At 70.4% G+C, this 21,080-nt stretch carries 16 protein-coding genes; 8 read left to right on the forward strand and 8 right to left on the reverse strand.

Annotated elements, in window-relative coordinates; genetic code table 11:
* Positions 1 to 94: 94 nt before the first annotated feature.
* A complete protein-coding gene (locus tag ACFYO0_RS19125) occupies positions 95 to 1,459 on the reverse strand; it encodes a jacalin-like lectin (RefSeq protein WP_388676982.1) in 1,365 nt (454 codons plus the stop codon).
* 254 nt (positions 1,460 to 1,713) lie between these two features.
* Here ACFYO0_RS19125 and ACFYO0_RS19130 point away from each other — a divergent pair, with 254 nt between their 5' ends.
* Both ACFYO0_RS19130 and ACFYO0_RS19135 read left to right on the forward strand, forming a co-directional pair.
* Positions 1,714 to 3,435, forward strand: coding sequence for a PHP domain-containing protein (locus tag ACFYO0_RS19130; protein WP_388676986.1), 1,722 nt, complete (start codon positions 1,714 to 1,716; stop codon positions 3,433 to 3,435).
* Positions 3,432 to 3,944: a hypothetical protein gene (locus ACFYO0_RS19135; protein ID WP_388676989.1), complete on the forward strand. Its 513-nt coding sequence runs from the start codon at positions 3,432 to 3,434 to the stop codon at positions 3,942 to 3,944. The genes ACFYO0_RS19130 and ACFYO0_RS19135 overlap by 4 nt, the downstream gene beginning before the upstream one ends.
* A 44-nt stretch (positions 3,945 to 3,988) precedes the next feature.
* Here ACFYO0_RS19135 and ACFYO0_RS19140 read toward each other — a convergent pair whose 3' ends face one another.
* Both ACFYO0_RS19140 and ACFYO0_RS19145 read right to left on the reverse strand, forming a co-directional pair.
* Positions 3,989 to 4,657 (reverse strand): response regulator, encoded by a 669-nt coding sequence (locus ACFYO0_RS19140; protein WP_388676991.1) that lies wholly within the window; start codon positions 4,655 to 4,657, stop codon positions 3,989 to 3,991.
* On the reverse strand, positions 4,654 to 6,066 hold the full coding sequence (locus ACFYO0_RS19145) for a sensor histidine kinase (protein WP_388676993.1): 1,413 nt from the start codon (positions 6,064 to 6,066) through the stop codon (positions 4,654 to 4,656). The genes ACFYO0_RS19140 and ACFYO0_RS19145 overlap by 4 nt, the downstream gene beginning before the upstream one ends.
* Positions 6,067 to 6,298: 232 nt before the next feature.
* On the opposite strand from ACFYO0_RS19145, the gene ACFYO0_RS19150 reads away from it, so the two are divergent.
* The 6 genes from ACFYO0_RS19150 to ACFYO0_RS19175 all read left to right on the forward strand — a co-directional run bounded on the left by ACFYO0_RS19150 (position 6,299) and on the right by ACFYO0_RS19175 (position 14,099).
* Positions 6,299 to 6,988, forward strand: coding sequence for an ABC transporter ATP-binding protein (locus ACFYO0_RS19150; protein ID WP_388676996.1), 690 nt, complete (start codon positions 6,299 to 6,301; stop codon positions 6,986 to 6,988).
* Complete coding sequence (locus ACFYO0_RS19155) at positions 6,985 to 9,318, forward strand: ABC transporter permease (protein WP_388677000.1); 2,334 nt, start codon at positions 6,985 to 6,987, stop codon at positions 9,316 to 9,318. The genes ACFYO0_RS19150 and ACFYO0_RS19155 overlap by 4 nt, the downstream gene beginning before the upstream one ends.
* A gap of 243 nt (positions 9,319 to 9,561) precedes the next feature.
* On the forward strand, positions 9,562 to 10,506 hold the full coding sequence (locus ACFYO0_RS19160) for a helix-turn-helix domain-containing protein (protein WP_388677003.1): 945 nt from the start codon (positions 9,562 to 9,564) through the stop codon (positions 10,504 to 10,506).
* The gene (locus ACFYO0_RS19165; RefSeq protein WP_388677006.1) at positions 10,496 to 11,746 is read left to right on the forward strand and encodes an erythromycin esterase family protein; all 1,251 of its coding nucleotides are present in this window, start codon (positions 10,496 to 10,498) and stop codon (positions 11,744 to 11,746) included. Before ACFYO0_RS19160 ends, ACFYO0_RS19165 begins: the two co-directional genes overlap by 11 nt.
* Positions 11,747 to 11,955: 209 nt before the next feature.
* A complete protein-coding gene (locus tag ACFYO0_RS19170) occupies positions 11,956 to 12,873 on the forward strand; it encodes a DMT family transporter (RefSeq protein WP_388677008.1) in 918 nt (305 codons plus the stop codon).
* A gap of 83 nt (positions 12,874 to 12,956) precedes the next feature.
* Positions 12,957 to 14,099, forward strand: coding sequence for a DUF4037 domain-containing protein (locus tag ACFYO0_RS19175; protein ID WP_388677010.1), 1,143 nt, complete (start codon positions 12,957 to 12,959; stop codon positions 14,097 to 14,099).
* Positions 14,100 to 14,241: 142 nt separating this feature from the next.
* Here the strand turns inward: ACFYO0_RS19175 and ACFYO0_RS19180 are convergent, their stop codons facing one another.
* The 5 genes from ACFYO0_RS19180 to ACFYO0_RS19200 are packed head-to-tail and all read right to left on the reverse strand — an operon-like array spanning position 14,242 to position 21,021.
* A complete protein-coding gene (locus ACFYO0_RS19180; protein WP_388677013.1) occupies positions 14,242 to 15,087 on the reverse strand; it encodes an ABC transporter permease in 846 nt (281 codons plus the stop codon).
* A 2-nt stretch (positions 15,088 to 15,089) separates the two neighbouring features.
* Positions 15,090 to 15,896, reverse strand: a complete 807-nt coding sequence (locus ACFYO0_RS19185; RefSeq protein ID WP_388677600.1) for an ABC transporter permease — start codon at positions 15,894 to 15,896, stop codon at positions 15,090 to 15,092.
* A 10-nt stretch (positions 15,897 to 15,906) separates the two neighbouring features.
* Positions 15,907 to 16,965, reverse strand: coding sequence for an ATP-binding cassette domain-containing protein (locus ACFYO0_RS19190; protein ID WP_388677016.1), 1,059 nt, complete (start codon positions 16,963 to 16,965; stop codon positions 15,907 to 15,909).
* On the reverse strand, positions 16,962 to 18,131 hold the full coding sequence (locus ACFYO0_RS19195; RefSeq protein WP_388677018.1) for an MFS transporter: 1,170 nt from the start codon (positions 18,129 to 18,131) through the stop codon (positions 16,962 to 16,964). The genes ACFYO0_RS19190 and ACFYO0_RS19195 overlap by 4 nt, the downstream gene beginning before the upstream one ends.
* On the reverse strand, positions 18,124 to 21,021 hold the full coding sequence (locus ACFYO0_RS19200) for a glycoside hydrolase family 2 TIM barrel-domain containing protein (protein WP_388677021.1): 2,898 nt from the start codon (positions 21,019 to 21,021) through the stop codon (positions 18,124 to 18,126). Before ACFYO0_RS19200 ends, ACFYO0_RS19195 begins: the two co-directional genes overlap by 8 nt.
* Between the last annotated feature and the right edge of the window lie 59 nt (positions 21,022 to 21,080).

Here is a 21,080-nt window from a genome sequence, read left to right on the forward strand (position 1 = left end):
CCGGTGTCGAGTGCCCCCCACGCGTGCACGAAGAGGGCACTCCCCGCCTATACCCATGGGGTATAGGCGGGGAGGGGGTTGACGGTGCTTCAGCTCAGTCGACAGGTGCGTACAGCACCCCCAACTTGTCGATCTCCGCGCCCGCGCGGCCCGTGAAGCCGACGATCTGCCAGCCGGAGGGGGCCGTGTACGTCACGGTGTTCGATGTGGGCGAGCCGGCCGTCACCGTACGGGACTTGTCCGTCGCGAAGGCCGCCGAGAAGATGCGCGTCCGGCCGTCCTTCTGGCCGCTGGTGAGCTTCACCGAGGTGAGGTGCTCGTCGGCGGCCAGGGTGAGGGACGTGGCCGTGCCGCCCGTACCGCCGTGGGTGAGGGACGTACCGCCGTCGTGGGTCAGGGATACGGCGTCCAGGCGGGACGCGCCGCGCAGGGTGAGCGTGCGGGGTGCGGGCGTGGAAGGGAGGTCGTCCGCGTCGTTGAAGGCCGTGCCGTGCGGGCCGCCGAAGAAGTCGCTGGCGCGGAGCTTCGAGGGCAGGGTCCAGGAGAAGTCGACCGTGTGCGGGAAGTGGTCGGAGAGGTTGCCGCCCGCGGAGTCCAGGAACTTGGACCAGTCGTTGTTGTAGCGGGTGGCGTCCAGGTTCACCAGGTCGCTGCCGCGGTAGAGGACCTTGTCCACCACCTCGCAGTCGTTCGTCGGCGCCGTCTGGGGACAGACGAGCGCTTCGCTGCCCTGCGCGGGGGCGTTGCCGCCGCGGGCCAGGTCGACCCAGGGGTCGCTCAGGCCGTTCTCGTTCACGAGCGTGCGGATGTTGTCGCCCGCGCGCGTGTAGCGCGTGTTGGTGTCGCCCATGACGATCACCGCGTTGCCCGCCGAGTTCGCCTGGATGAAGTCGGATAGCTGGTCGATGTTGGCGCGACGGGCCGCGAGGGCGTCATCGGTCGAGTCGGCGTTCGTGTGGACGTTGTAGAGGTCGATGAAGACGCCCTCGGCGAGCCGGACCCGGGCCAGTGAAAAGCCCTTGGGGGTAAGGCAGTTGGTGCCGGTGCACTTGTTCCACTTCACCCGCTGGAAGTCCTCGAAGGCGTAGTCCGAGAGGGTGTTGAGGCCGTCGCCGAACGGGACGCCGCCGCTGGTCGCGGTGCGGTGCGGGTGGTCGTCGCCCGCGTACAGCGCCGCGTGGTAGTTGAAGTCCTCCTGCACGTTGACGATGTCGTACGCCCCGAGCCGCGGGGAGATCAGCGGGGTGTTCTTCGATGGGTTGCCGGAGCTCAGCCCCTCCGGAAGGCCCGCGACGTTGTACGTGAGGACGTTGAAAGTGCCCGACGAGGGAGCGGCGGGGGCGGCGGCCGTCGCGGATCCCGTAGTCGTGGTGGCGGCGGGAGCACTGGCCGTGGCTGTGGTGGCGAGCCCGGCCAGGGCCAGCGCGCCCGCCACGAACGTTCCGATGAGCCTTCTCATGGGGGGTGTCTCCTGGTGACGGAGGAACGGGAGAGGGAGATCAACGGTGTTCAGGGTCGAGGCCAACTCATGTGCTGTACAGGGGTAGTTGGGAGAATGCTGCGAGAACTGTGAAGCGTGGGATGAGTTGATGCGACCAAGTCACCTGCGAATCACGATGTGGTTGAGCATTGTTCATGTTTCGCGCAGAGTCTCGCACCCGCGCGGTCATACCGACAGCGCGAAGGCGAAGAAGGCACAGAAGGCAGGCCGACATGGGTCACGGGCACGGGCACGGTCACGCGCATGGACACGGGCATCACCACCACGAGCACGACCAGCAGGGCACCGATCTCCCGGCCGCCTTCGACACCTCCGTATCCGACGAGGCCCTGACCCCCGATCAGCACTCGCGCCGCTCCATGCTGCGGCGCGCGGGCCTGCTCGGTGCGGGCCTGACGGCGGCCGGAGTGCTCGGCGGCACGGCCGCCGCGCAGGTGTCCACGTCCGCGCCGGCAGCCAAGGGCCGCCGCCGGGACGGATTCCTGTGGCTGGCCGGCGACCACCACATCCACACCCAGTACAGCAACGACGGCAAGTACCGCGTCTCCGACCAGGTCCGCCAGGGCGCCCGGCACGGCCTGGACTGGATGGTCATCACCGACCACGGCAACGAGACGCACGCCAAGATCGGTGTGGAGAAGGTCAACCCGGACATCCGGGAGGCCCGCGACACGTACGAGGACACCCTCGTCTTCCAGGGCCTGGAGTGGAACATCCCGGCCGCCGAGCACGGCACCGTCTTCGTCCACCCCGGCAAGAACGAGGTCTCCGTCCTCAAGCAGTTCGAGACCGACTACGACGGCGGCGTGAAGAAGGCGACGGACTCGACGCCCGCCAACGAGGCCCTCGCCATCGCGGGCCTCAATTTCCTTGCGGAGCAGGTCCAGCGGCGCAAGGTCAAGGACATCCTGATGCTCGCGAACCACCCCGCGCGCAAGGGCATCGACTCGCCGCACGAGATCCGCGCCTGGCGCGACGCCACATCCGCGCGCCACCAGATCGCTGTCGGCATGGAGGGCGCGCCCGGCCACCAGGCCGGCGGTATCGAGAAGTCCATCGGCATGGGCCGCGCCCGCGGCATCTACGACGGCAGCCCGGGCGCCAACTCCTTCGCCGGTTACCCCCTGGAGAGCTACCGCACCTGGGGCGGCTTCGACTGGATGACCTCCACCGTCGGCGGCCTGTGGGACAGCCTCCTCGCCGAGGGCAAGCCCTGGTGGATCACCGCCAACTCAGACTCCCACAACGTCTACACGGACACCGCCAAGCGCGGCGGTCCGGACAGCGACTACGTCACCAACGGCAAGCACACCGACCCCGTCTACAGCGGCAAGATCGACCTCACCGAGGGCGACTTCTGGCCCGGCCAGTACAGCCGCACCCACGTCGGCGCCGACGGCTTCAACTACGCCGCCGTCATGGACGGCATCCGCGCCGGCCGCGTCTGGGTCGACCACGGCCAGCTCATCAGCGGCCTGGACGTACGCGTCTCCGGCGGCAGCCGCTGGGCCACGCTCGGCGGCGCGCTGCAGGTCAAGAAGGGCACGCGCGTGACGCTGACCGTGGAGGTCGCGCTCGCGAGCGGCCCCAACTGGGCCGGTTACGTCCCCGAGTTGGCCCGAGTCGACGTCATCCAGGGCGATGTCACCGGTGCGGCGAAGGACAAGGACACCTTCACCGCCCCGACCGCGAAGGTCGTCAAGTCGTACGAGGTCGGAAAGTCCACCGGCAGGGTCAAGCTCACGTACGAACTCGGCCGCGTCGACCGCCCGCTGTACGTCCGCCTGCGCGGCACCGACGGCAACCGCTCGGCAACGGGCCTGATGGGCAAGGCGGTTGACCCGGCCGGCCCGGCGATCGACGTAGTCGGCGACGCGGACCCGTGGCTCGACCTGTGGTTCTACTCCAACCCCGTGTGGGTCCTCCCGTCATGACCGCATCCCTCGTGAGCGGTGGGTTCTGGGTCGACACCGAGGCGACGACCCTGCGCGAGGCGGACCACCTGCTCCAGTCGCTGGCCGCCGAACTCGCCGTACCCGAGGGCGTGTTCGGCTGCACGCACCTGATGCGCGGCGAACGGCCACGGGTCGTGTTGTCGTTCACGCGGGCGCCGGAGGAGACGGAGCGGAGCCTGGCCCTGAAAGGGTACGAGGTGACGGCCGGCGCACCCGACGAGGTGGGCCGTGCCGTCCTCTACCCCGGGGTCTCGCAGCTGACCGGGACGCTGACGGTCGCGGAGATGGTGTCGGGTTCCGCGATCGACCGGGTCGTGGTCCTGGGGACGTCCGGCGAACCCGCGCCGGAGCAGCGGATCCTGACGCGGGATTTCGTACGTCCGCAATGGCGGGACGGGGAACTGCTCCTGACGGCGATGCCTGCCGCGGGGGGCCTCCTGGTCCCGTTCGAGGTACCGGACCCTACGCCTTGCTGCGCGGATCACTGAGGCGAGGGACGCTCCGGGGCATGGGTCGGGCGGGGCCGGCGTGGTCACTCCCCGCCCGGGGTGATCAGCCCCGTCTCGTACGCCGCGATCACCGCCTGTGCACGGTCGCGGAGTTGCAGTTTGGACAGGATGCGGGCCACATGCGTCTTCACCGTGGCCTCGCTCAGGTGGAAGCGCCTGGCCAGCTCTGCGTTGGTGTGGCCGCGCGACAGGGCCTGAAGCACCTCCAACTCGCGCGGGGTGAGCACCGACAGATCGCGGTGCAGCCCGGCATTGCGGGCGCCGCCGGTGGCGAAGCGCTCCACCAGCCGGCGGGTGATCGTCGGTGCCAGCAGCGCGTCGCCGGAGCGCACCAGACGGACGGCCGCCGCGAGTTGCTCCGGGGTGACGTCCTTGAGCAGGAAGCCGCTCGCTCCCCTCGTCAGCGCCTCGTAGACGTACTGGTCGAGGTCGTACGTGGTGAGGATGATGACGCGCGGCGGCGACGGGTCGCCGTCCAGGATCCGGCGGGTGGCCTCCAAGCCGTCCGTCCCCGGCATCCGGATGTCCATCAGGACGACGTCCGGGCGGGTACGCCCTACCGCCGCCACCGCCTCCTCGCCGTCGGACGCCTCCGCGACCACCTCGATGCCGTCCGCGGCCAGGATCATCCGGAAACCGGTACGCACCAGCGCCTGGTCGTCCACGATGACGACCCGGGGTGTCTCGGTCACGCGACCTCCACTGGGATGACCCCGCGAACCCGGTACCCCCCGCGCGGGCGCTTGCCGGCCTGGAGCGTACCGCCGTAGACCGCCAGCCGTTCGCGCAGACCGATCAGCCCCCGGCCGTTGCCCTCGGCGGGCAGCGGTACGCCGCCGGTGTCGTCGACGCCGATCCGTAGTTCGCCGGGCGCGTACTCCACCCGGACCGTGATGGCGGCCCCCGACGCGTGCTTCACAGCGTTCGTCAGGGCCTCCTGGACGACGCGGTACGCGGCCAGATCCACCCCCGGGGGCAGGGGCACGGGATCGCCCTTCGTGCTGACATCCACGGACGACCCCGTGGCGCGCACCCGGTCGACCAGTTCCTCCAGCCGGTCCAAGCCCGGCTGCGGGGCAAGATCGGCGATGACCGCCGGATCGGGCGCATCGGGCGCGTCGGCGGTCATCGTGAGCAGCCCCATCACCTGGCGCAGCTCCGTCAGCGCCGACCGCCCGGCCGCCTCGACGGCCAGCATCGCCTCCCGGGCCTGGCCGGGTGCCGTGTCCAGCACCTTGCGGGCCGCGCCCGCCTGAATGGTCATCATGCTGACGTTGTGCGTGACCACGTCGTGCAGCTCGCGCGCGATCCGGTGCCGCTCCTGGTCGACAGCCCGTCTGGTCGCCGTCGCCTGCTCCGCCTGCAGCCTGCGCACCCGCTGCTGCCAGGCGTGGAACGCGTTGGCGGCCAGGGCGATCGGCACCAGCACCAGCAGCGGGATCATGCTCCGGCTGACGTCCGGCACCAGTTTGCCCAGCATCAGCAGCACCACGGCCGCCAGCAGGCTGCCCGCCGCGGCCCGGCGGTGCGGGCTGTACATCGCGGCGCTGTACGCGGCGATCAGCACGGCAGCGAAGGTGACCGCAGTGGCATTGGGGGCGACCTCCCCGAGATGGAAGAGCGCCGTCATCCCCAGCACCGCCCACAGAACCGCCAGTGGATACCGCCGCCGCAGCGCCAGGGGCGCCACCGCCAGCACCCCCAGCCCCAGCTCCCACCACTGGACAGGGCCGAGGCTGTGCTCCACCGCGGGTCTGAACTGGGTGCCGCGCGGTACGCAGTCCAGCGTGCCGACCCCCAGGGGATCCGCAGGCGGGCAGATGGGCGGCTCGGGCGGCGGCGGTGGCTCGGGCGGCGCGGGTACATCGTCGGTTCCCTGCCAGATGGCGGCCGGCCGGTCCTGCACTTCGACGAACGACCGGTCGAGATCGGCGCTCACCACGCCCACCGCCAGTGCCATGGCCAGCAGCGCGTCCGCCGCCCACATCCAGCGCGACGGCCGGGACTTGTGCGACAGTGCCCCGGCGGGCACGGCGAACGGCAGCCACGCCGCCACGGACGAGCGCAGCCGCGCGGCCCACCGGCCCCTGTCCCTGATCACCGGTCAGCCCCTGTCCCTGTGCACCGGGTTCACCGGGCAAGTGTGTCAAGCGGCCGCCCGCTCCCGGATCCTCCGCGAGACGCAGCGCCGTCCACCCATGGCATACATCGCAGGGATGACGCGCACGGACATGGGCCGAGCACGGTACGCACCTTCCGCACCGCGGCCGACGTGCCGGTCACCGTCCCGCACCTAGCTTCGGGGACCCGAGGAGCCGAGCCCTGGAGGAGCCGTGACCGAACCCCTCATCGATGTGCGCGAGGTGCGCAAGGCGTACGACGGAGGACCGCCGGCGCTGGCCGGACTGACGCTCCAGGTGCGTACCGGGGAGGCGCTCGCCGTATTGGGCCCGTCCGGCAGCGGCAAGTCCACCCTGCTCAATCTGATCGCCGGCCTCGACCGGCCCACCGAGGGCAGCGTGAGCGTCGACGGCCTGCGCGTCGACGAGCTCAGCGAGACCGCCTCAGCGCGCTACCGGCGCTCCCGGATCGGGATGGTGTTCCAGTTCTTCAACCTGCTCGACGACCTGACGGTCACCGACAACGTGCTGCTCCCGGCGCAGCTGTCCGGGATGTCCCGCAAGGCCGCGGCCTCCCGTGCCGCCGACCTGCTCGCCTCCCTCGGCATCGACCGGCACGCCGACGCCTACCCCGGACGCCTCTCCGGCGGCGAACGGCAGCGGGTCGCCGTCGCCCGCGCGCTGATGAACCGCCCGCCGCTGCTGCTCGCCGACGAGCCGACGGGGGCGCTCGATACGGCCTCCGGAGCGGAAGTACGGGAACTGCTGCGCGAGCTGAACGCCGACGGTCAGACGATCGTGCTGGTCACGCACGACCTGACGCTGGCCGAGGAGTGCGCCACCCGGACCATCGAGCTGGTCGACGGGCGGATCGCCCGTGACGAGGCGGCGGTGGTCCGGTGAGTGCTCTCGGCAGGGTCGTGCGCTCCGGGGTGGGCCGGAAGCGCGTGCAGACGGCCGTGATGGTGCTGACGACGCTGCTGTCGGTGGCCGCGTCCGTACTGGCGCTGGGGCTGCTGGAGGCGTCGCAGAAGCCGTTTGAAAAGGCGTTCGCGCGGCAGCAAGGGGCGCATCTGACGGCGGAGTTCAAAGGGGTCTCCGAGGAGCAGGTGACCCGGACTGCCTCCGCGGCCGGAGTGTCGGCCACCGCGGGGCCGTTCCCAGTGGCCTCGCTGCGACTGGGCGCCGGGAACGGCCCGGGGTTCTTCGAGCCGCCGCCGCTGACGGTGGTGGGGCGGGCCTCGGCGGAGCCCGCGCTGGACAAGGTGAGCCTGACGGAGGGCCGCTGGGCGAAGGCGCCCGGGGAGATCGTCCTCGAGGCGGACGCCCGGAACCCGAACATGTATCTGGGTGCCGAGCTGGACGCCGACGGCACCACGCTCACCGTCGTCGGCATCGCCGAGTCGGTGGGTGAGAGCGCCGACGCCTGGGTGGTGCCGGCCCAGCTGACCGAGCTGGCCGCGCAGCCCTCGTACCAGATGCTCTACCGCTTCACGGACGCCGCCGGCCGCGGCGATATCGCGGACGGTCGCAAGGCGGTCGCCGCCGGCCTGCCGAAGGACGCCCTCGCCGGCACCCAGTCCTATCTGGACGTCAAACAGGAAGCCGAGGCGAGCACCAGCTCCTTCATCCCCTTCATCACCGCCTTCGCCCTGCTGGGTCTGGCGCTGTCGGTGCTGGTGATCAGCATCGTGGTGAGCGGTGCGGTGAGCTCCGCCACCCGGCGGATCGGCATTCTGAAGGCCTTGGGCTTCACCCCGTCGCAGGTCGGACGGGCCTATGTGGCGCAGGCGCTGATCCCGTCCGCGGTGGGCGCGGCGCTGGGCGCGGTGCTGGGCAATCTGCTCGCCGTACCGCTGATGGCTCAGGTGGCTCAGGCCTACCGGACGGGAACGCTGGCGATCCCGCTCTGGGTGAGTGTCGTGGTACCCCTCGGGGTGCTGGCGGTGGTGGCGGTGACCGCGCTCGCTCCCGCGCTGCGGGCGGCACGGCTGCGTACCGCGGCGGTGCTGAGCGTGGGCCGGTTCACCGTCTCGTCCCGGGGCCGCGGAGTGCGGCGGCTGCTCGGCCGGCTGCCGCTGCCGCGCCCGGTGACGCTGGGCCTTGCCGGCCCGCTGGCCCGGCCCTCGCGCTCGGCGACGATGGCCGGTGCGGTGGCGTTCGGGGCGCTGGCGGTGACCTTCGCGGTGGGGCTGGGCAGCTCGCTGCTGGACATCCAGCGCAAGGGGGATGCGGACCAGCCTGCTGGGGAGGTGACGGTACAGACGCTCGCGCCGCCGGAAGGGGGCCGGTCGGCCGGGCCGCCCGAGCCCGCCGACCCGGCGGCGGTGGCCGCGGCGATCGGCGACCGCCCGGAGACGGAGTCGTACTACAGCGCCGCCCGAGCCGATGTGACGGTGTCGGGCCTGAAGGGCGGCACGTCGGTGGTGACGTACTCGAGGCAGATCGCCGAAGCCTCTCAGCCGATGACCGAAGGCCGCTGGTTCGGCTTTGCCGGAGAGGCGGTGGTCCCCTCGCGGTTCCTTCAGGTGACCGGGAAGGAGATCGGGGACACCCTGACGCTCTCCGAGCAGGGACGCACGGTCCGGCTGAAGATCGTCGGTGAGGTCTTCGACCTGAGCGACGAGGGCATGACGGTGCGTACGTCCCAGGCCTCGCTGTCCGCGCTCGGACTGAAGGACATGCCGCCGGAGTTCTCCGTCTCCCTGAAGTCCGGTACGGATCCGGCGAAGTACGCCGCCGCACTCAACGCCGACCTGGAGCCGCTGGGCGCGCTCGCCGGGCTCACCGAGGAGGAGGACTCGGAGGTGCTCCTGGCGATGCAGGCGCTGATCGCGATGCTCACGCTGATGCTGGTGACCGTGGCCTGCCTCGGCGTGCTCAACACGGTGGTGCTCGACACCCGGGACAGGGTGCGTGACCTGGGGGTCTTCAAGGCCTTGGGGATGACACCACGGCAGACGATCACCCAGGTCCTCACCTCGGTGGCGGGCATCGGCGCGGTGGCGGGGGCGATCGGGGTACCGCTGGGCGTGGCGCTGCACGGCTGGGTTCTGCCGGAGATGGGCGACACGGTGAGTACGGAAATCCCGCAGGCCTTCATTGATGTGTACGGCATCGGCCTGCTGGTGCTGCTGGGGCTGGCGGGCGTCGGTATCGCGGTGGCGGGTGCCCTGCTGCCCGCGGGCTGGGCGGCGAAGACGGCGACGGGACGGGCGTTGCGGGCGGAGTAAGCGCATCGGCCCTGCGGGCGGCCGGGGCATGGGTCGGCCGGGGTACGGTCGGCCGGGGCCGAGTGGTCCCGGCCGACAGTGCTCCCCCACGAAGAACGCTACGCAGAATGCTTCCCTGCGACCCTCCAGATCGCGCCGCGCCTGTCGCCGATTCGTGCCACGAAACCGCACAATTCCCCTTGGACGTCAGGAACTTGGACGTCCCCGTCCCAACCGGGCCTCACGACGACGAGGGAACGACGCATGACAAGCGGTGCTCTCCACGTACACCACGCCACCGTCGACCAGTTACAGACCGCGGCCTCCTCGATCCTCGCGCCGCTCACCGTGACGGCGCCGGGTACCGACGCGTTCCGAGCGGACATCGATGCCGCCGCCCTGGGGCCGGGAGCCGTCGCCCGGATTCGCGGCTCCGGCCATGTCGTGTCGCGTCCGCCCCGCGCCATCACGTCCTCCGACCCCGAGCTGCTGAAGGTGACGTGGCACCGGTCGGGGGCGGCGGTGGCCACCCAAGGGCGCAACCACACCCCGGTTCACAACGGTGATCTGACGGTCTTCGACATGACGCGGCCGTACCGGCTCACCGTCTCCGAAGGATGCGACGTCCTCGCCGTCGGCGTACCGCGCACCGCACTCGGACCCCATGCCGACACCGTCACCCGCCGTACCGCGCAGCGCCTGCCGGCCGACGGCGGCAGCCAGGCGGTCCTCGCCGCCTTCCTCTCCGGCCTGGGCCGTCATCTGGATGAACTGGCAGGACCGGCCGACGGCCACCTCGGCGACGCGCTCGTCTCCCTGCTGATCGCCGCATTCGCGGACCGTGCGCCCGGGCACGTGGACATGGCCACCGACCTGGTCGACCGCATCCGCGTCTACGCACGGGCGAACATCGCGGACCCGTCCCTCTGCGTAGACTCCGTCGCCGCCGCGCACGGCATCTCGGCCCGCCACCTGCACCGTCTCTTCCGGCGCACCGGTATCTCCTTCGCCGCATGGCTGCGAAACGAACGCCTCGACCGCATCCGCCGTGATCTCCTCGACCCGGCGCACTCCGGGCGTACGGCGGCCGCGGTGGCCGCCCGCTGGGGCATCCACGACCCACGGCATCTCGGCCGCGCCCTCAAGACGCGCTACGGCCAGACGGCACGCGAACTGCGCGAAGCGGCTGGGCAAAGCCGTGTCCGATGAGGTCACGGGCTGGTTGGCCCGCACCGCTCTACCGCTGACCGGCCTGACCGCAGGCGGGTCCACTACTGATCTCCAGCCGCTGAAGAAAGTCCTCGACGGCGTGCGGATCGTGGGCTTGGGGGAGGCCACTCACGGGACCCGAGAGTTCTTCCAGCTCAAGCATCGGCTGCTGGAGTTCCTGGTGACCGAGCTGGGCTTCTCGGTCCTGGCCATGGAGGCCAGCGCATCGGCCGGCCCAGCCGTCGACGCCTATGTCCGCCAAGGCGTCGGCGATGCTGCGAGTGTGCTTGCCGGGCTGGGGTTCTGGACCTGGCGGACCCATGAGGTGCTCGAGATGATCGAGTGGATGCGTGGCTACAACCGGGGGCGGCCAGAAGGCCAGAAGGTGCGCTTCGTTGGCGTAGACCCGCAGCAGTGCGGCGGCTCTCTGGCGGTGATCGACTCTTTCCCGCACAAGGTGGCACCGGACCGTGTGGCCGGACTTCTCTCCACACTCCGTGTGCTCGAAATGGCGTATCCGGGATCGCACCCCGATCCTCAACGGCGCCTGGTGCACGATGCCGAGGAACTGCTGGAGTTCCTCCGCGAACGAGCCCCCGAAGCAGCCGACTTGCTCCGGCACGCACGGATTCTGGTGCAGGCCGCCGACCTGGTGACACGCAGCAGGCAGCACACGGACCCGGAACAGACCGTCTTCGCCGCACGCGACCGGTACATGGCCGAGGCCGTCGGGGAACTCCTCGATGATCCGTCCGCCAAAGTCGCCCTCTGGGCACACAACGGCCACATCACCAAGAGCCGTTACGGCCGCGCGGTACCGGCACTGGGGCAACACCTTCATACACGGTACGGCGAGGCCTACTACGCACTCGGCCTGCTGTTCGGCAGCGGCTCCTTCCGCGCCCGCCGGATGTGGCCCGGCCCTTGGCCCGGTCGTCCCAGTTCTCGTCCCCGAGCCGGCGCCGTCGTCACCAACCGGATCGGCCCTGCCCGCCCCGACGCCCTTGAAGCCCGGCTCGCCACCGCAAACCCCGGCAACCATCTCGTGGACCTTCGCGGCACAGCCGACGCGCCGACGGCCGTACGGGAGTGGCTCAACGGTCGGCATGCCATGCGCAGCTTCGGCGCCGTGGTGCCGCGCTGGACCTATCGCTTCAACCTGAGCCCCGTCTCCCTGGCCGAGGAGTACGACGGGCTGGCCTACGTCACGGTCTCGACAGGCTCCCAGCCTCTGCGATGACTCGACTCGTCAGCCGCGGCCGCGGCCATGCCTCCGGCAGTGCGGTGATCGGCGCTTATGCATGTGGCGCATGAGTCACAGGCAGAAAGCATTTTCCCACCGCGCCAGCGGTCATTAGTTTCAGCGGCATGACTGGTGCAGAGACCTCCGAGACACCCGGGACCTCCGATACCGTCCGCACGGGCTCGTTGTCACACGGTCGTCTTCCGATGGTGGAGGTCGTGCTGCTCGGGGTGGCCGTGCTGGGTGTCTCGGCCACCGGACCGCTCGCCGCGGCCGCGCAGGCCCCGGCGCTGGCCATCGCCTTCTGGCGGAACGCCGCGGCGAGCACCGTCCTGCTGGGCGTTCTGGCCCTCCGCACCGGGAAGCAGCGGGAGCAAGGGGAGGGCAGAGAAGGGAGAGGGCGTCGGAAGGCGACGCGACTGTCCCTGCTGTCCGGGGTGTTCCTCGCTGGGCACTTCGCGACCTGGATTCCCAGCCTCACCATGACGTCGGTGGCCGCCTCGACCGCACTGGTGTGCGCCGCGCCCTTGTGGTCCGGCCTCATCGCGCACGCGCGCGGGGCACGGCTCGGTGGTCGCGTGTGGGCCGGGATGGCGCTGGCGCTGGGCGGCGTACTCCTCATCGGGGGAGCCGACTTCCAGACCTCGTCCACCGCGCTGGCCGGTGACCTGCTCGCCCTGGCCGGGGCGTTGTGCATGGCCGCCTATCTGACGGTCGGGGAGTCCGCGCGCAGGGCAGTGGACACGGCGACGTACTCCAGGACCAGTTACGCCGCGGCGGCGGTACTCCTGCTGCTGACATGTCTTCTCTCCGGCAGTGCCCTGTTCGGCTACTCCGCCCGCACCTGGCTGCTGCTGGCCGCGCTCACGGTGTGCGGCCAGCTCGTCGGACACACGCTCTTCAACCGGTCCCTAAAGCTCCTCAACGGGCACACCGTCGCCACGATCACCCTGCTCGAAGTCCCCGGCGCCGCACTCCTGGCCACCGTCTGGCTCGGCCAGACTCCGTCACCGGCCGTCGCCGCTGGGATCGCCGTGGTCCTGCTGGGCGTCTATGTGACGATCCGCGCCCAACGCCCCCGCACCGGCCGACGCGGCGTCGGCGTACCCGGCACGACGCGGTGAGCGTACGGTGCAGGCCGCTGTAGGTCCGGTGCAGGCTGGGAGCGGGCTTGGTGGGCGGCGTCCAGCCCCGGCAGAGTGACCGTATGCCGACACCACTCCCTGCCGCGTTCGTCCCGGGCCTCGAACTCTCCCGGATCCTGTACGAGGAGGCTGTGCGGCCGCTGCTGGCCGAGGCGTACCCAACCGTGCGGTATACGGCCGCGCGGATCGGCTCGGGTTCCGAGGTGCTCGGGTTCGACACGGCGCGCTCGGCGGATCACGAGTGGGGGCCGCGGCTGAACCTGTTCCTGTCGGACGAGGACGTTGCTGAGCATGGCGAGCGTATCCACCGGCTGCTGGCGGAGCGCCTGCCCAAGGAGGTGCGCGGGTGGCCCACGCACTTCCGGCGCCGGGACGAGTACGCGCTGGACCCGGTGTCGGGCCACATGGAGCTGGTCGACGGGCCCGTCGACCACCGGGTGTCCGTGGACGGGCTCCAGCCGTGGCTCGCGGCGCAGCTCGGCGTCGACGTGCTCGCCACCGCCGAACTGACCGTGCACGACTGGCTTTCCATCCCCCAGCAGCGGCTCGTCGAAGTGACGTGGGGCGCCGTCTTCCACGACGGACTCGGCACATTGGACGCCGTACGGCGACGCCTTGCCTGGTACCCCGACCAGGTGTGGCGCCACCTCCTGGCCTGTCAGTGGCAGCGGCTGTCCCAGGAGGAGGCGTTCGTCGGCCGCTGCGCGGAGGTCGGGGACGAGCTGGGCTCCGCGGTGGTCGCCGCGCGCCTGGTACGCGACCTGATGCGGCTGTGTCTTCTCCTGTCGCGGACATACGCCCCGTACAGCAAATGGCTCGGCAGCGCCTTCGCCCGCCTGCCGGTGGCGGCCGACCTCACCCCATCGCTGCGCGGCGCGCTAGCCGCGACGGAGTACGCGGACCGGGAACGGCACCTGTGCGACGCGTACGAGAAGGTCGCCACCCTCCAGAACGCCTCCGGCCTCACCGACCCCGTCGAGCCCACCTGCCGCCGCTACCACAGCCGCCCGTTCCTGGTCCTGCACGCCGAACGCTTCGCACAAGCCCTGAGCAGGACGGTCACCGACCCGGAGCTGCGCTCCCGGCCACTGATCGGTGGGGTGGATCAGTGGGCGGACAGCACGGACTTTCTGGGCCTCGTCGGTCGTCAGGCAGCCGGGTCGAGGCCCTTCGACAGGCCGGTGCAGGCGGGCTTCGCCCCATAGCTCTGGTACTTGAGTGCGTGCTGTTCGGACTGGGATATCTGTGGGTTTGGCTCGTGACGTTGGTGATTCCCTTCGGCGGGATGAGCTCTGGGCGGTCGTGGACAACCTGCGAGAGGCCTCGGAGCAGCCCTCGTGCCCGTCCTCACCCGTTCACCCCCGTGTAGTGCCGCAGACTCCACCGCCACAACAACCGCGCCCCCACGTACGCCGCGGCGCCCAGGAACGGGGAAGCGGCGGCGAGCCAGTACGGGACGCCGGAGTCGGAGCCGTGCCCGGTCAGTACGGCTGCCGGGAAGTACGCCACGAACGCCAGCGGCAGGGCGAACGTCAGGAAGCCGCCCACCGCCTTCGGGAGGACGTTCAGGGGATAGCTGCCGAAGGTGCCCAGGAGCTCCTCCAGCCAGCGGCCCCAGTAGTCGGCGGCCGGGAAGCGGAGGGAGGCGCAGGCCACCACCGTGAACAGGGCTGCTTCCAGGAGCATTCCGCCCAGTACGCAGATGATGAGGTAGGTGATCCGCCCCGCCGTCCAGTCCAGTTCGCTGCGTGTCAGCGCGCCCACCATCAGGCCCGCCGCCACCGTCAGGTCGCCGATCGCGTTCGTGGGGAAGTACTGCAGCTGGAGCTGGCGGTAGACCGGCATGGGGCGGACGAGGTACGTGTCGATCACCCCCTCCTGGATGTGCCGGCTCAGACCGTGCACCCGGCCGAGGAAGAGCACGAACAGGCCGTGGGCCAGCATCCGGATCGCCGCGATCAGCAGGACGTCCGCACTCTCCCAGCCGCCCATCCCGGCGAACCGGGTCAGCAGCACCGTCGCGAACACGATCACCGACACCTGCCAGATCGCACCGATCGCGATCATCATCAGGAACTCGGAGCGATACTCCAGCTGCGAACGGAAGTTGAGCTTCGTGATCCGCCAGACGGTCCGCCAGGGCTTCAGCGAGAACGACGCCTTCGGCGAGGACCAGGTTTTCTGCGAGGACACGGTCAGCCTCCCTGGGAGATCACGCGCCGGGCGGCCCGCCGCCACACCAGCCGGGTGAGCAGGGCGAGGGCCACCACCCAGGCGGCTTGTATCGCCAACTGCGCCCCGGCGTCCGACAGTTGGATCCGGCCTACGTACAGTGACAGCGGCACGCTCAGCGTCGCCTGGAAGGGCAGGAAGCCGCTGAGGGTGATGAACCAGTCGGGGAAGAACCACAGGGGCGCGTACACCCCGGACAGCAGGTTCTGCGCGAAGATCAGGATCAACATCGCGGCACCGTTGCGGAGCGTGAAGAAGCACAGTTGGTCGATGGCGAGCATGATGTAGTACAGGACCCACTGGCCCAGGAGCAGGCTCACCATGAACACTCCTGCCACGGCAGCCGACTCGGGCGGCTGTACGACTCCGGCGGCCACGCAGACCGCGTAGCCGACGATGGCCCACGCGAAGCCGTAGATCTGCTCGCCCAGGGCCCGCAGGGCGTAGTAGCGCTGCGGCGGGAGCGGGCGCAGATACCAGTACACGATGGTGCCGAAGTGCATGTGCTGGAGCACCGTGTCGCGGCCCGAGTACTGGTCCAACTCCCGGACGCGCGTGGCCAGTACGGCGAGCACGGCATAGCTGACGGCCTGGTCGCGGTCGAGCCCGGCGGTGGTTCCCGTCGCCGCGTACAGGCCGCGCCACAGCGAGGCGACCAGCACCACCTGGACGGACAGCCGCAGCAGGGCGGCGGTCATACGGGGCGGGGTGTGCAGCTCGCCGAGCGGGGTGACCCGAGCAGCCCGCCAGGCGCGCAGGGCGGAGGGCATGGCCACGGGGTCAGCCTCCCTGTGTCTGAGCCGTAGCCGGTGCCTGGGCGGCCACGTCGCCGGCCGTGTCAGCGGCCAGGTCGCCCGCCTGGACGTACGCCGCCCGCATCACGTCCTCCAACTCGGCCTCGTCCAGGGCGATGTCGGTCACCTCGTACCGCTCGATGACCTGCTTCAGCGCCTGGTGCACCGTCGGCGCGGCCGGCCCGTCCGGGCCGAACACCACCTGAGGACCCTCCCGCCGTACGAGCACGACCCCCGGCCACGGCTCGACGGCGGCGTGCGCTTCGGCGAGCGTGGCCCGCACCTGCCACGTCCAGCCGAACTTCCGGCGGATCTCGTCCAGCGTGCCGTCCAGGACGAGCCGCCCGTGGTTGATCAGCACGACGCGCTCCGCGAGCCGCTCGACCTCCGTCATGTCGTGCGTGGTGAGCAGCACTGTCCTCCCGCGCTCTTCCACCTGGTACCGGAGGAACTCCCGTACCTGCTCCTTGACCACCACGTCCATGCCGATGGTCGGCTCGTCGAGGAACACCACCGGCGGATCGTGCAGCAGCGCGGCGGCAAGGTCGGAGCGCACACGCTGGCCGAGCGAGAGATGCCGTACCCGCGTGTCCCAGAACGAGGACAGATCGAGGAGCTCGTCGAACTCCCGCAGCCGCGAAAGGTGTTCGTCTGCCGGTACGTCATAGATGTCCCGCAGGATCGCGAAGGACTCCCGCACTGGCAGGTCCCACCACAGCTGGGTGCGCTGCCCGAACACCGCACCGATGTTGCGCGCGTTGCGCTCCCGCTCCTCGTACGGGACGACGCCCGCGACCCGCGCCTCACCGGCTGTGGGCGTGAGGATGCCGGTGAGCATCTTGATGGTGGTCGATTTGCCCGCGCCGTTCGGCCCGAGCAGGGCGAGCAGTTCGCCGGGCTGCACCTCGAAACTGATGTCGGTGACGGCGTGCTTGGCGGCCCGCTCCGGGTTGATGAGTGATCTGACGGCCCCCAGGAAACCGGGGCGCCGCACGGTCGTGTGGAACGTCCGGGAAAGGCTCCGGACCTCGATGCTGCCGCTCATGCAGCGGACCTCCTGGTCAGCCTGATCAGCCATACGGTTGCGACGAGACCGGCCCCCGACAACGCTGTCAGCAGCCATGGCACCGCGCGGATGCCAAAGGCCTCGATGCCCATGCCCAGCATCGGCGGCGCTGCCACTCCGCCGAGCATCGACGCGGCGATGACCCAGGCACCGGCACGCTTGGCCCGGGGGAGAGCCCGGTTCAGCCAGGGGAGGCCGGTGGGGAAGACGGGCGCAATGAACAAGCCAACACCCGCGTACGCCACCGGCGCCACACCTTTTACGAGCGAAAGCAGCAGGCACACCGTCATCCCGGCCGCGCACACCGTGAGGATGCGTTCGGGCGAGTACCGCAGCGTGACGGGGACGACGAGGAAGCGGCCGACGGTCATCATCAGCCAGTACACGGAGGTGGCGGAGGCCGCGACGGTGGCGCTGTAGCCGACGGTCTCCAGATGCGTGGGCTCCCAGCCGCCGACGCCCGCCTCGACGGCCACGTTGAGGATGTACAGGCCGACGAATCCGATGAGTACGCGGGAGAGAAGGCCGCCGGTGGCAGCAGGTTCTTCAACCGACAGTGCCGGTTCCTCGCTCCCTACACCGCCGGTGCACAGGATCAGCGCACCCGCCAGCACGGCACACGCCCCGAAGGCGTACGCGTACTCGGCCGGGCCCGTCCATGCGATGAGCACCGGGCCGAGCACGGCGCCGATGCCGAAATGGGCGTGGAGAATGTTGAGCATCGCCGTCGAGCGGCTGCCGAAGCCGACCGCGAAGAGCTGGTTGAGGCCGTAGTCGATACCGCCGAAACCGAGGCCGCCGAGGAAGGCCGCGGCGAGCGCGAGCGGCCAGTTCGGGGCGAAGGCGAATCCCGCGCCGCCGACGGCCATCAAGGCGTAACTCGTACCGAGCAGCGCCCTGTTGCTGATCCGGGAGTGGATCGCGTTGAAGGCCAGTACGCCCGCGACCCCGCCCGTGAAGTGCAGGCTGAGCCCGAGTCCGGCCGCGGAGGGGGAGAGGCCGTACTCCTCGCGCAGGCCCGGGACCGCCGGGCCGTAGAGCGCCTGAAGCATGCCGATGAGGACGAAACCCACACACGACGCAACCGCGGCCGGACGGCTGAAGAGCCGTCCGGCCGCGGTCGGTATGACCGTGTTGTCAGTCACGAGTTTCCGAGAACACGAACGAGAACTCGGCGGGTGCCGCCCGCAGTTGGTACTGCGGCAGCGCGCCCGGACCACAGGACTGCGAGCCGATGCCCTGCTGGCCGTGGTCGAGGTTGACCCAGACCCTCGCGGGGGAGCCGCTGTCGGATGCAGTGCCGGGTGTCAGGTCCGTCAGGTGCTGGGCCGCGTCCAACTGCTCGTTGGTCCAGCGCCGGGCCGAGAACCAGAACTCCGGGTCGCCCTCGATCCGCAGCCGGCCGAGCTCCGCCCAACGGACATCAGCTCGGGCGCCGTTCTCCTGCGGACGGACGTACGGGGTCTGCAACTCGTCCACCGAGGCGTGCCAACGACCCAGCATCGAGGCCGACTTGGTGTCCGGGTACGCCTCGCCGGGACCGCCGCCGAACCACTTGACCTGGTCCGCCTCCGCGAGCCCGAAGCGAATGCCCAGCCGCGGCAGCGGCACCGTCCAGTCGCCCTCGGGCGCCACGGACACGGTCAGCTTCAGCCGCGTACCGTCGGACGTCCACCGGTACACCGTGCGCAGGCCCACCTCCCAGGCGGCGGGCGCCACCCGGGTCCGTACGGTCAACGCGTCGTCGCCCACCTCCACGGCGTCCAGGCGGTGTTGCATCCGGTGCAGGCCGTACTTGCGCCACAGCTGGGCCCAGCGGATGTCGTCCTGCCAGGAGGCGCCCTCGTCGTTGTCGGTCGGCGCCCGCCACACGTCGAGACGGAGGCCGGTCACGTCCACCCCGCCGATCGTCTTCAGCGCCCCGGTGCGTACGTCGAAGGACGCCGGGCCGAGGATGATCAGCCGCTCGCTCGCCGAGGGACTGTCACTCGCCGCGACAGACGGCAACGACCGTGCACTGGCCGGCAGTTGAGCCCACGCCACCTCATGGTCCTTCTTCCCCCACGCGGTGTCGTCGCCCAGCAGCGCCCGTACCGTCCACTGCGTCTCCAACCCGCGCCCGTCGCCCGACGGCGGCTCCGGCAGCTTCACCTCCGCCGACTCGCCCGGCGCCAGCGCGGGCACGGACAGGCTGCCTGCCTCGACCGTCTTGCCGTCGACCTGGTACGACCACTCGAAGGCCAGCGCCGACAGGTCGGCGAAGTCGTACGCGTTCGTGACCTGTACGGTCCCGTCCGTGCCGTCGCCCTCGATACGGACCGGCTCGATCACCTTCTTGAACTCGACGAGCCCCGGCGAGGGCTTGCGGTCCGGGAAGATCAGCCCGTCGCAGACGAAGTTCCCGTCGTGCAGCTCCTCCCCGAAGTCGCCGCCGTACGCGAAGCCGAACCGCGCGTCCTTGATGCCGTGGTCGATCCACTCCCAGATGAAACCGCCCTGGAGCCGGTCGTACGCCTCGAAGATCCGCTGGTAGTCGGCGATGCCACCGGGGCCGTTGCCCATGGCGTGCCCGTACTCGCAGAGGATGAAGGGGAGTCCGCGCCGCTTGTGCGTGCCGCCGTCGAGGTCGCGGCCGATCTGCTCGACCTCGTCATGGGCCGCGTACATGCGTGAATACATGTCCGTGTCACGGCAGTTGATGTCGCCCTCGTAGTGGATGAGGCGCGAGCCGTCCCGGCCGCGGATCCATTCGGCCATCGCGGTGAGGCCACGGCCGGTGCCGGCCTCGTTGCCGAGGGACCAGATCACGACGGACGGGTGGTTCTTGTCGCGCTCGACCATACGGGCCGCACGGTCGATCAGCGCCGGGGTCCAGCGGTCGTCGTCGACCGGATTGTCCCGCCAGGCCTGCTCGACGAAGCCGTGGGTCTCCAGGTCGCACTCGTCGATGACCCACAGGCCGTACTCGTCGCACAGGTCGAGGAAGGCCGGGTGCGGCGGGTAGTGGGAGGTGCGGACGGCGTTGATGTTGTGCCGCTTCATCAGCAGCACGTCCTCGCGCATCGTCTCCAGGTCGAGGGCACGGCCGCGCTCGGGGTGCCACTCGTGCCGGTTGACGCCCTTGAACAGGATCGGCCTGCCGTTGACCTTGATCAGGCCGTCCTCGAGCGCGACCGTGCGAAAGCCGATCCGCAGCGGAACCTGCTCGCCCTCGGTGGCCAGCACGCCGTCGTACAGATGCGGCGTTTCGGCGGTCCACGCCTTGACCGGGACCGTCACGGACTCGCCGGTCGCGACATCGATGTCCAGGGCGGGCAGGGTGACCCGGCCGTCGACATCGGAGTCGACGCGCAGGGTGCCCTCGCCGCTGACGTGGTCGTACGAAGCGTGTACGAAGAAGTCGAGCGCGCTGCCCGCCGGGCGGTGCAGCAGCGTGACGTCCCGGAAGATGCCGGGCAGCCACCACTGGTCCTGGTCCTCCAGGTACGAGCCCGCCGACCACTGGTGGACGCGGACGGCAAGGACGTTCCCCGTCGGCTTCAGCAGATGGCCGACCGCGAACTCGTGCGGCAGCCGGGAGCCCTTGAACTCGCCGATGTCGGTGCCGTTCAGCCAGACCCGGGCGCAGGACTCGACGCCGTCGAATCGCAGTACCGAGCCACCGTCCGTCAGAGCGGGCCAGTCGTCCGGCAGGTCGAAGACCCGCAGATGGTCACCGGTCGGGTTCTCGGTCGGCACGCGCGGCGGGTCGACCGGGAACGGGTACAGGTGGTTGGTATAGATGGGCGAGCCGTGGCCCTGAAGGACCCAGTGGCCGGGCACCTGCACCTCGGCCCAGTCCCCTGCCTCGTATCCCTCGGCGGCGAACGAGTCGTCCTCGGCATCGGCGGTCGCCGACAGCCTGAAGCGCCAACCCCCGTTCAGGGAAAGGGAGGCGGCGTCGGAGGACGCGTACCAGGCGCGGGGCGGCAGGGCCCCGCTCCCGGGCGAGACGTCCTCGACGTAGTCGACGGAAGAGGTGGTGCGGAAAGACATCGGTCTCCTCAGCAGAATTGACGAATTGTGACGCTGCCCCCGCGCCCCTTCAGGGGCGC

This window comes from Streptomyces sp. NPDC006365 (assembly GCF_042870755.1).
GTDB classification, from domain to species: Bacteria; Actinomycetota; Actinomycetes; order Streptomycetales; family Streptomycetaceae; genus Streptomyces; species Streptomyces xiangluensis.

Excerpts from the sequence above, each read along its gene's own strand:
- ACFYO0_RS19125 (WP_388676982.1), bottom strand. The coding sequence starts at position 1,459 with ATGAGAAGGCTCATCGGAACGTTCGTGGCGGGCGCGCTGGCCCTGGCC.
- ACFYO0_RS19130 (WP_388676986.1), top strand. The coding sequence starts at position 1,714 with ATGGGTCACGGGCACGGGCACGGTCACGCGCATGGACACGGGCATCAC.
- ACFYO0_RS19135 (WP_388676989.1), top strand. The coding sequence starts at position 3,432 with ATGACCGCATCCCTCGTGAGCGGTGGGTTCTGGGTCGACACCGAGGCG.
- ACFYO0_RS19160 (WP_388677003.1), top strand. The coding sequence starts at position 9,562 with ATGACAAGCGGTGCTCTCCACGTACACCACGCCACCGTCGACCAGTTA.
- ACFYO0_RS19170 (WP_388677008.1), top strand. The coding sequence starts at position 11,956 with ATGGTGGAGGTCGTGCTGCTCGGGGTGGCCGTGCTGGGTGTCTCGGCC.
- ACFYO0_RS19175 (WP_388677010.1), top strand. The coding sequence starts at position 12,957 with ATGCCGACACCACTCCCTGCCGCGTTCGTCCCGGGCCTCGAACTCTCC.
- ACFYO0_RS19185 (WP_388677600.1), bottom strand. The coding sequence starts at position 15,896 with ATGCCCTCCGCCCTGCGCGCCTGGCGGGCTGCTCGGGTCACCCCGCTC.
- ACFYO0_RS19190 (WP_388677016.1), bottom strand. The coding sequence starts at position 16,965 with ATGAGCGGCAGCATCGAGGTCCGGAGCCTTTCCCGGACGTTCCACACG.
- ACFYO0_RS19200 (WP_388677021.1), bottom strand. The coding sequence starts at position 21,021 with ATGTCTTTCCGCACCACCTCTTCCGTCGACTACGTCGAGGACGTCTCG.